9 protein-coding genes and 2 pseudogenes are annotated in these 14,076 nt (G+C 71.9%); 3 read left to right on the top strand and 8 right to left on the bottom strand.

Translation table 11 applies throughout. The annotated features are described in order from the left end of the window. The 3 genes and pseudogenes from ACFYO2_RS48455 to ACFYO2_RS48465 all read right to left on the bottom strand — a co-directional run. A pseudogene (locus tag ACFYO2_RS48455) lies at positions 1-229 on the bottom strand (IS256 family transposase); the annotation flags it as partial. 462 nt (positions 230-691) lie between these two features. Next, positions 692-1,516 (bottom strand): TIGR03619 family F420-dependent LLM class oxidoreductase, encoded by an 825-nt coding sequence (locus ACFYO2_RS48460; protein WP_388363634.1) that lies wholly within the window; start codon positions 1,514-1,516, stop codon positions 692-694. Then, on the bottom strand, positions 1,513-2,202 hold the full coding sequence (locus ACFYO2_RS48465) for an alpha/beta fold hydrolase (RefSeq protein ID WP_388363636.1): 690 nt from the start codon (positions 2,200-2,202) through the stop codon (positions 1,513-1,515). Before ACFYO2_RS48465 ends, ACFYO2_RS48460 begins: the two co-directional genes overlap by 4 nt. A gap of 64 nt (positions 2,203-2,266) precedes the next feature. On the opposite strand from ACFYO2_RS48465, the gene ACFYO2_RS48470 reads away from it, so the two are divergent. Next, positions 2,267-2,641, top strand: a complete 375-nt coding sequence (locus ACFYO2_RS48470) for a MerR family transcriptional regulator (RefSeq protein WP_388363637.1) — start codon at positions 2,267-2,269, stop codon at positions 2,639-2,641. Between the two features lie 752 nt (positions 2,642-3,393). Here ACFYO2_RS48470 and ACFYO2_RS48475 read toward each other — a convergent pair. The 5 genes and pseudogenes from ACFYO2_RS48475 to ACFYO2_RS48495 form a co-directional block, all read right to left on the bottom strand. Beyond that, a pseudogene (locus ACFYO2_RS48475) lies at positions 3,394-4,361 on the bottom strand (TniB family NTP-binding protein). 50 nt (positions 4,362-4,411) lie between these two features. Further along, positions 4,412-6,547 carry a transposase gene (locus ACFYO2_RS48480; protein WP_388363640.1) on the bottom strand — a complete coding sequence of 712 codons (2,136 nt, stop codon included), beginning with the start codon at positions 6,545-6,547 and terminating at the stop codon, positions 4,412-4,414. Continuing rightward, entirely contained in the window at positions 6,541-6,798 is a 258-nt protein-coding gene (locus tag ACFYO2_RS48485) for a hypothetical protein (protein ID WP_388363642.1), read from the bottom strand. The genes ACFYO2_RS48480 and ACFYO2_RS48485 overlap by 7 nt, the downstream gene beginning before the upstream one ends. A 41-nt stretch (positions 6,799-6,839) precedes the next feature. Further along, on the bottom strand, positions 6,840-7,673 hold the full coding sequence (locus ACFYO2_RS48490) for a TnsA-like heteromeric transposase endonuclease subunit (RefSeq protein ID WP_388363653.1): 834 nt from the start codon (positions 7,671-7,673) through the stop codon (positions 6,840-6,842). A gap of 515 nt (positions 7,674-8,188) precedes the next feature. After that, entirely contained in the window at positions 8,189-10,534 is a 2,346-nt protein-coding gene (locus ACFYO2_RS48495) for a Helicase associated domain protein (protein ID WP_388363645.1), read from the bottom strand. A gap of 510 nt (positions 10,535-11,044) precedes the next feature. Here ACFYO2_RS48495 and tap point away from each other — a divergent pair. Then, complete coding sequence (gene tap, locus ACFYO2_RS48500) at positions 11,045-13,297, top strand: telomere-associated protein Tap (RefSeq protein ID WP_388363647.1); 2,253 nt, start codon at positions 11,045-11,047, stop codon at positions 13,295-13,297. Between the two features lie 12 nt (positions 13,298-13,309). Further along, positions 13,310-13,867, top strand: a complete 558-nt coding sequence (gene tpg, locus ACFYO2_RS48505; protein WP_388363650.1) for a telomere-protecting terminal protein Tpg — start codon at positions 13,310-13,312, stop codon at positions 13,865-13,867. The last annotated feature ends 209 nt before the right edge of the window (positions 13,868-14,076 follow it).

Here is a 14,076-nt window from a genome sequence, read left to right on the forward strand (position 1 = left end):
CCGGATCGTGCTTCTCATAGCCGACGTGGTCGGTGATCTCGCCCTCCAGGGCGGACTCCAGCACCCGCTTGGTCAGCTGCTGCAACAGCCCGCCCTCGCCGGTCAGTTGCAGCCCCTCGTTCCGGGCACGGTCAACCAGCATCGCAACGAGCTGCTCGTCCGACACCGCACTCGACGGCGCCTCAACCACCCGCTCGGCATGCTCGTTCTTCACGGCGGTCTCCGTCATCAGACGCTTCTCCTTGATCGTCAGATCCGCCGTTGATTAGACACTCCCTCACTGGACGACGGCCTGGCGCGGCATGCGCATGCGGTGGCGCAGGCCGTGCGGGAGATGCTGGGGGAGTGGCGTAGCCGGCTGCCTGCGTCCGACGAGGCGGCCCTGAGTGAACTGCTCGCCTATGGGTCCGGGACGTTGCTCCCAGCCGGTGGAGGGCAGCGCGCAGGTCTGCGCGCCAACCCCTACAGGACCTTGCTGTAGGATCCGCGATTTCGTGAGCACTGGTCCCTGCGGAAACGCCGGAATCCGCGCTCGATGCGCACTCGTCGCGTCGGTTCAGCGTGAGCAATCGGGAGACCTGGGCGCTGTGGTTGGTCACTGTCGGTAGAGGCTGTCGGGAGCATCCCTGGCGGAGTGTGTTATCGGCTAGCCGGTTGAGGTATCGGAAGGAGCGAGGAAGACGGGGCGCCCTCAGCCGCGTGGATGCCGGGTCACTCGAGCGAAGGCGGCCATCCGCCGGGCGTACCCGTCCGGGTCGCCGAAGTGCACCGCAAGGTGCTCGGCTCCAGCGTCCTGGAAGGCCTCGGCGGTGCGGGCGGCCTCGCCGACAGTGTGGTCCGGGCCGTGCCAGTCGATCCGCGTGCCGGGGGACACAGCGCGGCCGTCGGTACGGGCCCGCAGGTACGCCAGCCGTTCGCCGAACGCCGTCGGGTCCAGGCCCACGCCCTGCCAGACGTCGGCGTACCGGGCCGCCCGGCGCAGGGCGGCGTCGGTGACACCGCCGGTCATCACCGGCACCACACCGTGGGGGCGCGGCTCGAAGACGCCCGTTTCGAAGCCGTACCAGCGGCCCTCGAAGGGGCCCCGGCCAACCCGGAACAGGTGCCGGAGCAGTGCGATTGCCTCGTCCGTGCGGGCCGCCCGGCTCCTGAAGTCGGCGCCGACGGCGGTGAACTCGCGTTCATCCCAGCCGATCCCTACACCCAGGGTGATCCGTCCGCCGGACAGTCCGTGGAGGGTCGCGACCTGTTTGGCCACCACGAAAGGACTGCGCACGGGCAGGACGAGCACGGAGGTGCCGAACCGGATCCGGCTGGTCGCGGCCGCCAGCCAGCCCATGGTCACCAGCGGTTCGAGGACTCCTCCGTACACCGGGCCGTACTCGCCAGGCGGCAGGATGTGGTCGGGGAGCCATGCCGTGTCGTAGCCGAGGGCCTCGGCCTGCCGCGCCAGGTCGGTGAGTCGTCGCGGGTCGGCGCCCGCGGCCTCGTTCGGGAGGACGACCTGCAGCTTCACTTCCCCTCACCGTCCTTCCCATCCGAAAGCGAAAGGAAGTGAAGAAAGTCGAGGACCGGTTTCAGCCACTCTTCCGGCCGCTCGACCATGACCACGTGGTCGCTGTCGATCTCCGTGTACCGCGCGCCCCGGATCCCGGCCGCCAAGGCGCGGGAGCCCTCGGGCAGGACCATGCTGTCAGCGGTTGTCGCGACGACCAGTGTGGGGACGGCGACCTCGGCCAGGTCACCGGTGGTGTCGAGGGAGGGGATCAGGTCGATGTGAGGGTGGAGTGCGGGAGGCTCCTCGGCCCGCCAGCAGGGGAGGAGGCCGAGCAGGTGGTCGTCGGGCCGGGCGAACCCGGCGGTCAGTACGAGCGCGGTCACCCGCTCGGGATGGCGTACGGCAGCGCGCACCGCCACCAGCGTGCCGAGCGAGAAGCCGAGCACCGCGAACCGCCCGACGCCGCGCCGTACGGCGGAGTCGACGACCGAGTCCGTGAGCTCATCGAGGTCCAGTGGGGCGCCGGCGACCGGGGTCTCACCCGAGCCGGGGTAGTCCGGGGCGACGACAGTGTGGGCAGCGGCGAGGGCGGGCAGGACCGGCGCGAAGTTGCCTTCGATGCTGCCGGTGGCGCCATGGGCAAGCAGCAGTCCTGGGCCGGTTCCGGTGATGGTGGTGGCAAGGGCGGGGAATGAATCGCGCATGCCTCGTACGTTGACCCATCACACCGGTGTGAAGGTCAAGTCAGCGGCGTGGTGAGGAGAGTCAGTGCTGATAGGCGAGCTGTCACGGCGGACCGGAGTGGCGGCCCGGCTGCTGCGGTACTACGACGAGCAGGGCCTGTTGTGCCCCAACCGCGACAGCAGCGGATACCGCGTGTACGCACCCGACGCCCCATACGTCGTCGCACGCATCCGGGGCATGCTGGCGGCCGGGCTGACCACCGACGCCATCCGCGAGATGCTGCCGTGTGCCACCGACGCCGGGCCGGGGATCGAGCCCTGCCCAGAGGTGCTGCGAACGATGACCACGCACCTGGAACGGATGGACGCGGACATCGCGGATCTGCGCCGCCGCCGGGCCGCGCTGGCCGCGTTCCGTGACGCGACCGAAGCGCGGCAGGAGCGGGGGCGCGCTCGCTGAAGGGCATTGGCCGCTTTCCACCGCTCCCAGGGGACGTTCCAGTCGCCGCCAGCCGTTGTTCGCCGCGACGGTGCCGAGGACGAGCAACGCACTGAGCGAAGACCGAAACGGCCTTGAAGGAGATCGCTACTGAAGGTAGCCGTTGTCAACGGGACCGCGGATTTGCCGATCCACTGTCAGCGAAGCGGCTTCATTGTCAGCGAATCCGCGGATCCTACATGCGCGTCCCCGTACCCGGCCCGTTGAGGAGGTGGTTGATGAGCTGCTCGGTTTCTGTCTCCAGGGAGCAGTCCAGCGCCTGGTTGGCCTGCTGGACGCGGGTGATGGCTGTGGCGTAGCTGACGTGTCTGCTTATTGATCTTGGTTGTGGCCTGCTGTTGCTCAGCTGTATTGAGCGGTGTGTTCGTTTCGTGGGGGAGGCTTACGCGAAGCCAAGTGTCCGGCGCCGGAGGATACGTGGGCTGAGCTGGTTGTTTGTATTGCGCAGTGAGCTGGGTGAGGTGGCGGATTTTGCGCAGGGAAACTGGCGCGCCTATAGGTACGGTGAGTTGTCGGCCGATGTGCTGGGACCAGGGCAGTGTCGGAGCGTGAGTCTTTCAGCGGGTGGCCAGGCGTTGCCAGAGCAGGTCGTGGTCGGCGGGTGAGGTAGGAGGCGGCTGTCTCGCGGGGCAGCGGCCTCACGCGCGGTGCGCCGGGCGGGGTGGGCCACATGGTGCTGGTTCGTACTGCGGGGCGGTTCGCGGTGGGGGCGGTTACCGGGTGCGGCGGGTGGGGGTGCGGGGCCGGTAGTGCTCTTCGGCGAGGTGGTCCAGCGTGATGGAGTCCAGCAGTGTTTTGGTGATGCGTTCGCTGCTGTCCAGGATGGCTTCGATGGCGGCTTGTCGGATCAGGCGGGCCAGGCTGCCGATCCGTCCGGCGGTCCGTTCGTGCAGGTAGGGCGCCAGCCTGGGCAGGCTGCCCGTCCGGTGCGCGGTGAGGTCGAGGGCCTGTTCCAGGGCGGTGATCAGTTCGCGGAACGGCTCCCGGTCGCCGGCGCGGGCGGGCAGTGCCCCGCAGTCGATCAGGGAGGCCCGTCCGGCCAGTTGTGCCCCGCGTACTCCGGTGAACACGGCGCTGGCGGTGACGTCGATGCCGGCGTAGACGAAGGTGGCGGGCACGCGTTCGGTGAGGTCTTTGAGCCAGTCGGCGGCCTCCGCGCCGGTGGAGGTGCGGGGGTTGAGCCGGTGGATTTCGTCGATCAGCACGAGCTTGACCCTGGCCGCGGTGTAGGTGTGGCAGACGGCGGTGGTGATCTGCGCGGTGGTCATGCGGGTGGTGACGGGGATGCCGAGGTAGCGGGCGAACTCCCCGGCCAGGGTTTTGGCGGTGGCGCCGGGCGGCACCAGCACATACGTCACCGGCACACTGTCGTCGCCCGGGGCGGCGCGGCGGGTGTGGGCGAGGTGGCAGGTGCGGCCGACCTGCAGCAGCGCGGTGGTCTTGCCGGTGGTGGCCGCCCCGGTGACGATCAGGGACGGACGTGCGGTGACGTGTTGATGCCGGCCGAGGATCATCAGCGTGCGGACCTGGCGTGCCAGGGTCTCGATGGCCGGCGTGCGCACGGTGACGAACTGCGAGTGGTAGGCCAGACGTTCCTCCAACGGCCGTGGTGCCTGGCCCGGCTTTGGTGGCGTCGGGGGCGCGGTGTGGGCGAAGCGGGCGAAGGCGTCGAAATCGTCACCGTCCCCGCGGCTGCCTCTCCGTCACCGGGGGCGGGGGGATCGGTAGGGGTCACCACAGTTCGGCCTCCTGATCGGCGTCGTACAGCGTGAGTGCGCCGCTCCCCGGCAGCGGGTGCGTGCCGGGCTCGTCGGCGCCGACGTCGTCACGGGCCTCAGCCTGGGCTCGGGCTTCCAGTGCGTCGAGGCTGTCCTCGGCCTCGGCCTCGTAGCGGCTCATCGCTGGTTGGTCGCCCGCTGCCTGGGGGGCTGCCTTTGCGGTGTGAGTGCCCGGCGTCGTCTTGGGCGGTGCTGGCTGTGCCGCAGTGGTGGGCCGGGCGCGGCGCAGGACCTGGTCGGCGGCCTCCGCGAGGGCGGCTTCGTGCTTCTCGCGGTCTGTGCGCCGGCCCAGGGCGGTGCGGATGTGGCGCCAGGTGGTCTCGCTCATCGGGGCGTGGATGTGGTCGCGGTGGATCCACGGGATCTCGTGCAGGTGTCCGTCGGGCAGCCGGATGTAGATCTGGCGTACGTCGTGCGGGTTGAGGTGGACCTCCCACTTGCCGCCCGCGCCGGCGGGGGAGGGGCGGCCGCGGTGTTCGTTGAGCAGGGTGTGGTCGTAGGTGCGGTGGTTGATGCGGATGCCGCGGCCGGTGACGGGATGGAAGCGCACGGGCAGCAGTTCCAGGTAGTCGGTGCCGGTCAGCGGCCACGGCACGTATCCGCACGCGCCCAGCAGCGCGCCCCACATCTCGTTCGGGGCCAGCGCCTTCTTGGGCAGGAGGGGGTGGCGCAGACCGTCGTGGGGGCGGTGCTGCCAGCATGCGGTGATCCATTCGTCCAGCAGTTCCTGCAGCTGGGCCACGGTGAACCGGGCTTCGTCCTGGACTGCCTCGCCGCGCGCGAGGATGTGGGGGCCGGTGTAGCCGGCGACGTGCTGCGCGAAGAGGGTGTTGATGCTTCCGAAGGTCCGTTCGACGGCGCCCTTGGCAGCCGGGGAGCGGGGCGGTGCGGGCTGCACGCTGACGCCGAGGGTCTCGCAGGCGGCCAGGAACGCGGTGGAGACGAACACTCGCCCGCGGTCGATGACGATCGTCTCCGGCACCACCACCGGCCGCGCCGCCGCCTGTTCCAGCCGCGCGTCGAGGGCGAGGAGCCGGTCGTAGGGGACGGCTGCGTGGGCCATGCGCAGGTGGTCGGGCCAGCCGGGCCGCGCCGGGTGGGGTACGGCCATCTCGGCCAGCAGCAGGGCGGCGTCCACGGCCTTGGTGCCTTCCTCGCGCAGCACGGCCGCCACCACCGAGCGGGTCGCTATCTCGAGAGCGATGGTGAGTTCTGGGCGCACCGCACGGCCGTCCTCGCTGATGGCCATCACATCGAGGCGGGTGGTGTCGATCTGCACCAGCTCGCCCGGTCGCAGGGCCACCGTGGGTGTGAAGGGACGCACCGGCGCGGTGGCGGTGCGGGCCGGGCGGCCGGGATGCTCCAGCGGGTCGGCCAGTGCCCGCGCCAGCCGGTTGAACGTCGACGGCGGCGGCAGTGCCACCGTGCCCGGCCCGTGGGTGTCGGCCAGGATCTGCCCGGCAAGCTCCCGGAGCCCCTTCAGCGTGCCTTTGGAGCGGCCGCGCTGGCGGCGCAGCGCCTCCAGCACCGCGGCCACCACCCGCTCGTCGGCCTGCCCGGTCGCACTGGACGGTTTGCGGCGCGGGATCAGTCCCCACAACCCTTGGTCGTGGTAGCGGGCGCGCATGCGGCGCACGGTGGCCCGGCTGACCCGCGGCCAGCCCAGTCTGGTGAGTTCGTCGGCCTTGGTCTGCTCCCGCTCGGCCATTGATGTGCGCTGCGGGTCGTACTCGGGCCGGGGGACGCCGGTGCTGCCGGGCCCGTCGGGCAGTCCGGTCTCGATCTCGCGGATGTGCCGTTGCCAGGCAAGGGCCTGCTCCCGCTGACGGGCGGGCACCGATTCCAGCAGCCCCCACTGCCGCACTCCCGCACTGGGGGAGCCCACCACGGTGAAGGCTGGGTCGGCGAACAGGAACGAGGACAGCACCGAAGCCGTCTGCCCGTCCTCGTCGACCAGTGTCACCGATGCACCGGCCACGGCGGCCACTTGCCAGGTACCGCCCTGGAACGTCACATACGCGCCCAGCTTTACTTGCCTGCCGCTCGCAGCGGCTACGGGGCGGCCTGGACGGCCGGGTGCACTCACCACTGCTCGGCCTGCGCCTGCGCGTCCCACCAGGCCATCGCCCGCTCCCGGGCAGGCAGCTGCAGCGCCGCCCACACGGTGGCGGCCGGAATCTGCGGGGTGGCCTGGCCGAGGACCTCGAAGCCGTCGGCGGCCACCAGGTGGGCGGCCGGCATGCACCCGCTGGCTCCGTCGCCGGCGGCCAGGTGCACTCTTCCGTGGACCAGGCCACTCACCTGCCGGGTGCGGGCCTCGAACCTGATCTGAGTGCCCACCTCAACACATCGCCAGCCGGGGGCGGTTACCTTGTGCCTGCTCACCTGCCGTGCTGCTCCTGCTCTCCGTTGCCTGTGGCCGGGCCGGGCGTCACGAGGGTGTGCTCGCCCAGCGGCCGTGTGAGGTCCGCGGCCAGCCGGCCGTGCCACAGCGCGTGATAGAGCACCGGCAGCGCGGTGAGGACCTCGCCCGCCGCCGCGGCCCCGGCCATCAGCGGCCGCGGTTCGGTGAACGCCTGAAGCACCGCCTGCTCGAGGCGGCCGGCGTCGCTGTGGCGGGGGTGGCGGTAGCCGGCCAGCCACCGCACGTTCGCCGCCACTACCTTGTCCGGCGGCGCCAGGCGCCGGTAGGTGAACCCGACCGCGGCACACGCCGCTTCTAGCACCGCGGCCGCGCGCGCGGCACGGCCCGCGGCGGGCGCCGCCGCGGAGGGGCAGTCGGCGAGCAGGGCGCGGCCGTCGGCGTAGCGGGCGAACAGCTGGGGCACCCACGTCAAAGTCCGCCCGCTGTCCGGATCCCGCCAGATCAGCCGCACCGGCCGCGCCGACAGCCCCACTACCTGCGGATCGCGGTCCAGGACCATCAGCTGCAGGCACATCGCCTGCGAGCCGTGCATCACATGCCGCCCGGTCGTGGCCGACCACCACCAGCCCGGCGCCCACCGCCGCCCCGGCACCACCGGGAACGCCGCCACAGGCGCCAACTGCTCGAACCGCACCGCCACGGCCGCCTCAACCCAGCGCCGCTGCACCAGCATGCCGTCCACCCCGGTGAACTCAGCCTCCACCGCGCCCGGTTCCGGCACCCGGCATGCGCCGGACGCGGGCGCGGGTAAGCCGGCCTGCGCGCTGTCCTGCTTGCTGCCGGTGATCACGAACTCCACATAACGCCATGCCTGTCCTGCCGCGCAGGCGAACCGACCGGTAACCCCCCATCGCGTCAACTGCTGTGTCTGACAAGCCTGTTGGGCTGCATGCGGGGCTCAGGGTGCCACCCAGGCTCGCCGGTGGCAGTGCGCACCCCTGCACTTTTCCGGCCGCCGGGCCGCCCTTCTTCGACCGCCGCTCGCCGCACGCAGAGCGGACCGTAATGCCACGGCCCGGCTGGCGTTGGGTGCGTCAGTCTTCACTGCGGCCCGCGGCGAGTATCTGTGACAGCTCCTCGGCGGGCAGGCGGGACCACTGGGCCACTTCCTCAAGCGCCACCCCGTGATGGGAGGCTGTGGAGAGCTGACCCGCTCGGTGAAGCGGCTTCGCCCTCTGACAGCGCGGCCACGGAGCTCCTCAGCCGCCTGGGCATGGCGCATCCGCCGACCACGGCCCGGCCCGCCGCATTCCCGCCCTCCCCCCAGACAGCCAGCCCCCATAAAAGCCTCGCCCCCTCTGCCCGTCAGTCCTGTGCGCTGGTACGCAGCCGGTGGGCGAGGGTTTGCTGCCATGCCTGGTCGGTGGGCGGTAGCAGGGTGGTGGTGATGCGGTCCAGGGTGCCGTCGGCCAGCCAGCGCAGGTAGCGGCGTCGGCAGGCCTGGAAGGGGCCCAGGGTCTGGGGGAGGCGTCGCCAGGCCTGCCGGGTGCAGGCGATGTGGACGATGGCTTCCAGGATCTGCCGCTCGCTGCGGCGGCGGCCGCCGGTGCGCGAGGGTGGGGGCAGCAGGGCGGACAGGGTGTGCCAGGCGGTGTCGCTGATCCGCGGCTGCCACACCGGTACTTTGCCGGCCAGTGCCTCCAGCTGGTCGACGAGGTCCTGCTGTTGTGGGTGCGGCAGTGGCTGCCGGTCCTGCTGTTCGCCCAGCCAGGCGGTGGCCTGCTCGGCATCCGGTGCGCCCGGCCACCAGGCGAGGCCGTCGGGGAGGCCGGCCAGGTGGTGGCGGCAGGCCCACCACATGCGCTGCCAGGCGACCGGCCACGGGGGATCCCACCAGGTATCGATAGCGGTCAGTTGCCGGCCCAGGCGGGTGGGCCGGCCGGTGGCGTGCTGGCGGTGGCGCTGGAAGTTGAGCCAGTTGCCCAGGGCGAAGCCCTCGTCAGTGCGGGTGGGCCGGGAGACGGCGAGGTGGCCGTGGCGGGCGGCGTAGGCGCGGGCCTGGGCCAGGCCGTCGGCGGCGGGGCGGCGCCGGCCGGGCCAGGCGTTAAACCGCTCGGCCTCGGCCGCGGTCAGCCCGAGCTCGGCGAGCAGCTGCTGCTGGCCGTCGTGCAGCTGCGGGTAGTGGGTGATCTGGTGGCGAAGCCACCGCTCAAGCCAGCGCGGCAGCCCCTGCAGGTTGTCCCCGCCGTGCACCGGCCCGCGCTCCCTCACGTGGGCGCGGGCGCGGTGCCAGGCCCGCTGCCAGTCGACCGGCCAGGGCGGATTCCACCACGCATCCAGCGCGCCGAGCTGCTCCGCCTGCCGGCGGGTCAGCGATGCTGCGTCGGCACGCCGGTTGGCCAGCCACCGCCCCAGATCGAAGCCCGCACCGGCTCCGGTGTGGGGGAGCGCCAGGTGCCCCACGCGTGCCGCGTGGGCCCGCGCGTGCTCGAGCCCTTCGGCGAACAGCTCCTCGTGCCGCCGCGCAAGGCCCTGACCGTGCCCGCTACGCCGCGGCACAGCAGGCTCCGCCCGCCACCCTCCCGCCCCCGCCCCCGCGGCTGCCCCGCCTGGACCCGCGCCGGTATCGAAGGCGGGTGCCAGCAGACGCAGGCCCGGGCCCACCTCCATGGGCCGGTGCGCGCTGCGCACCCACCACATCCCCCGCTCGGGCGGCGGCAGCACCCCCGCGGGCCGGCGCTGCTCGCGGGCCACCGCCTGCACCCACATCGACAACGGCCCTGTCTGATCAGGCTGTTCGACATCCCCCAGCCAGTCCCGTCCCAGCCGGGCACCCAACGCGGCCATGAACCCCTCACCACCGGGCCTGCGCACCAGAGCCGGCGCCGCGCCCCCAACAGCCAGCCCACGCACCGCCGGATCGCTCAACGCCGCCGCCACCGTCACCACCTCGGGAAAGACCACCACGTCCCGCACCAGCAGCCGCCACTGCCGCTCGCCCCAGCCCGCCGGCCCCGGATACCGCCGGCAGGTGGCCGCCACCGCCTGCTCCAGACGCGGCCCCCACACCCGCTCCCGCGCCCAGAAGTCCTCCCGCTCCCACCACCCGCACACCACCGCCCGCGCCAGCGCGAACACCTCCCCGCCCACCACACCCACGCGCGCCCGCACCAGCCGGCCAAAACGCCGCTGCGCACCGTCCAACTCCCGCCCCAGGCCCCCGACATCGGCGAACTCCCACGGATGCCCCTCACCCACATCCAGCAGCCACCGCCCATGACGCACACACAACCGCTGCCACCGCGCCCGGTACACCCACACCCGCCCCGCACCCGGGTCGCGCCTAGCCGCACACAGCCGGCAGCCGGACACCACCGGCCCCCACTCCGCTGACCCCACCCGCCACCGCGCCCACCCCTGCCCCAGACCTCCACGGCCGGCCAGCGCTGCAGGCCCGGCCGACCACGACGGCAACGCCCACGCCAGATGCCCGCCCGGCACCCGGCACCAGCCGGCCAGCTGCTCCTGCGCCACCTCATCGAGAAGGACCTCGCCGTCCGGGCGCACACCGCGCCCTCGATGCACGGGATTCACCCACCGCCACCACGCCGTCAGGTCGCTGGCCTGCAGCCCGTAGGCGGCCGCGACCCGGTGCAGGAACGACCACGTCGTCTCACCGGCCACCGGCACCACCCGCAACACTCCACGCACACGCTCACTCGCCTATCCGGTGCAGTCGGCCGGCCCGGGGCCCTGACGGCACAGCCAGAACTGCTGCAGCAGCCCTCTCAGCAGGCCGCGGCTCTCGTTGGACCGAGGCTGCCCTGCTGCAACCTCCTCATCGCTTTCTCCCACTGCCACGTCCCGCCGCTTGTTCCAGGTAGAGGGCACTGGTCGCTGCTCCACGCAGACCACATCGGGCAGGCCGGACTCTGGAAAGCTGAGGATAGGGATGCCCGGCGCGCTGCGGCCGCTCTTTCCGGACGGTCCACGCCGCGCAGGCCCAGCACGCCCTGCGCACCGAGGCCGACTTCGAGATGCGGCACGAGTCGTGAGGACGCTGTCCAGGGCTGCCGCTGTGGGACCGGCCTGCAGGGGGTGCCACCTGGGACAGGGCCACGGCCGCCGCCGATACCTAGAACACCAGCCGTACGCATTCCGTACGGCAAAGGTACGCTATCCGTACGGTTCTTGGGCTAGGATGTGCTCAGGAGGTGTTCGATGTCCGAGTTGTTCGATCGGATCGATGCGCTGGTTGCGTCCCGGTCTCCGCTGCCCCCGCCAGCGGAACGCAAGCGCCTGCGCCAGGCACACGGCCTGACACTGGACGAAGTGGCCGCAGCCCTGGACGTTCGGCGGGCAACCGTCAGCGGCTGGGAGTCCGGCAAGACCGAGCCGCGGCCACCGGAACGCGAGGCGTACGCACGACTGCTCGGCAAGCTCGCGGAGCTCTACCCCGCCGACCCCAACGCCACGGCACCCGTTGAGGGCACGGCCGTCCCGGAGACGTTCTCGAGCGCTCCCGCCCCGGCTCCGCAGGCGCAGCCTGTGCCCACAGACGCGGCGCCCGAGGCTGCGGCCATGACGACCGAACAGAACACCCGGACCCGCCCCGCCGCCAACGCCGTGCCTCCGGCTGCCGCGCCCAGTCCGGCGCGCACCACCAGGCCGACGTCGTCGACGTCGCGCCGCCCGGTCGCGCGGAAGGCCGCCCCGGCGAACACCCCGGCCGGTGGCACGGATCCGCGGTTCGAGAACGGTCCGCTGGCAGTCGTCGACGTCGACGCTGATGGGCAGGTGCTGGCGTACTGCACGGGCGGCCTGGTCCTGGACGTGCCCGCCAAGAGCATCCCGTCCCTGGTGGACTGGACGCTGAAGGAGGCGAGGCTCGGGGCGCCGAAGCTGTCGGGTCCGGGCAAGGACGCCGACCCGCTGCTCGTGCTCACCGAGGCCGCGCTTAAGCGTTTCGGCCTGCCGGTCGCTCTCACGGATGAGGAGCGGCATGCCGGGCGGATTCCGGAGGGCCACAAGGTCATCAAGCAGCTGGTCCGTGCGGAGTGGAAGCTCACCAAGCGCGGGTTCGGGCCGTGGGCGCGGATCTACCGCCCCGCGCAGGGCTCGGAGCGGGCCTGTGTCCAGCTGTGCATCCCGTCCTGGCACGCGCTGGACACCCGGCACTGGGGCGAGGCCGCCCAGCTGGCGCCGGCGGACCTCGCCCGGGTGCTGGGTGTGTACGCGTCGCGGGTGATGACCCCGCGCGGATCGACCGCCGTGACCGGTCTGGAGCTGATGACCGCGCTGCACCCGCCGACCCGTGCCTCCGAGCCCGATGAGACGGGCAAGCGGCACTCCGAGCACAACCCCGGCAGCCTGGGCAAGGAGCCGGTCGACTGCGCGCCGTGCGAGGCCCCCGACGGGCACCCGCTCCTGGCGGACCTGCCGCGGTTCCACGTCCGCGGTCCCGGGGAGAAGCTGTTCGAGGAGGCGTACGACTGGGCGCGGCCGATGACGGATGCCGAGTGCACCCTGCGGCACCTGGTCGGCATCGACGTGAACATGGCCTTCGCCGCCGGCGCCAACGGCCTGACCGTTGGCCTCGGCGCGCCGACGCACGTCAAGGCGCCGGTGTTCGATGCCAAGCTGCCCGGCTCGTGGCTGGTCGACCTCTCCCATGTGGACCTGTCGAGGGTGAAGGTCGGCAAGGACAAGTGGGCGGACCTGGACGCGGGTCTGCTGCCCAGCCCGTTCACGCCGAAGGGCGACCACCCGCAGGGCCCGGCCTGGTACGCGACGCCGACCGTGGCCTACGCGGTGGAGCTCGGCTACGACGTCACGCCGATCGAGGCGTACGTCCGCTACGAGAATGGCCGCTATCTGGACGGCTGGTACAACCGGCTGCGTGACGCCTTCCTCGCCACGATGGCCGACCTCGGCGTGCACGCGGACATGGCGCCGGCGGACTTCCTCGCCGCGATGGACGGCTACAAGGAGCGTGACCCCGAGCTGGCGATCGTCGTCTCCGCGGTCAAGGCGACGGTCAAGGGCGGCCTGGGCAAGCTGCGCGAGCGCCCACGCGGCGAGGGCTGGAAGCCCGGCGAGCCGTGGCGCGCCCTGTCCCGCCCGACCTGGCGGCCCGACATCCGCGCGGCGGTCATCTCCCGGACCCGGATCAACCTGCACCGGAAAATCGTCAAGCATGCGGCGTTCACGGGGCAGTACCCGGTCGCGGTCCTGTCCGACTGCGTCGTCTACGCGGCAGGCGGCACCAGCCCGCTGGACTTCCTGCCCTACCGGGACGGCAAGCCGCTGCCCGGCGGCTTCAAGCTCGGCATCAACCCGGGCCTGGTCAAGCACGAGGGCACCCAGAGCGTCCTGTGGGGCGAAGAGGTCCGCGAGCGGTTCAACGCCCCCGAGCTCAACCTCGCCCGCTACATCAAGGACGGCACGGTCACCGACGCCGACAGCGGAGAGTAGGAGAGGGCGACGATGACCCTGTTCGGGGACGGCCTGGAAGCCGCGATGCAGAAGGCGTTCACCCGCCCGGCGCCCAAGAGCGCGGGCGCGCAGATGCGGTACCTGGTCAAGCAGCTCAAGACCACCAAGGCGGTCGCCCAGATGCTGCGGATCTCCCAGCGCACCGTCGAGCGGTACGTGAAGGACCAGATCAAAAAGCCCCGCCCCGACCTCGCCGCGCGCCTGGAGCGCGAGGTGAAGGCCCGCTGGCAGCCGCAGATCCGGGCCAAGGCCCGGGAGAAGGCGGCGACGACTGGCGGCATCGTCATCGACACCCGCGCCCGGCTCGGCTACACCGCGCCGATCGGGTCGACGGACCAGGACCGCATCCGGCACCTGACCGTCGCCCTGCCGCCGCAGTACGCCGCCCGCCTCTTCGACGCCCAGGAGCAGGGCGCCACCGACCAGCGCCTGCAGGAGATTGCCGCCGAAGCGCTCAAGGAGGTCTACTTCCAGGACGGCGGCCGCCGCGCCGGCTCCCTGGAGGAGGTCCGCTTCACGGACATCGAGCACCTCGACTTCGACCTGTAGAGGCCGTTCCCCGAACACACCGCGGGGCCCGTGTGTGACTGAGTACTTCAGTTGGCGAGTGAGCGTTCGAGTTGGCCAGTTGAGTCTGGAAGGCATGCCGACACTCCTGCCTGGCCTCTCGATCTGTTCAATTCGTTGGTCGGCCCCCAGGGAGATCTCTAGGGTTGAGGGCATGGCTCATGCGAAGACCTCGTACGTCTGCCTCTCTT

The sequence above is a fragment of the Streptomyces sp. NPDC006602 genome, from assembly GCF_042870385.1.
GTDB lineage: Bacteria > Actinomycetota > Actinomycetes > Streptomycetales > Streptomycetaceae > Streptomyces.

Bases quoted from the DNA above. Each gene is read 5' to 3' on its own strand.
- tpg (WP_388363650.1), top strand. From the start codon at position 13,310: ATGACCCTGTTCGGGGACGGCCTGGAAGCCGCGATGCAGAAGGCGTTC.
- ACFYO2_RS48465 (WP_388363636.1), bottom strand. From the start codon at position 2,202: ATGCGCGATTCATTCCCCGCCCTTGCCACCACCATCACCGGAACCGGC.
- tap (WP_388363647.1), top strand. From the start codon at position 11,045: ATGTCCGAGTTGTTCGATCGGATCGATGCGCTGGTTGCGTCCCGGTCT.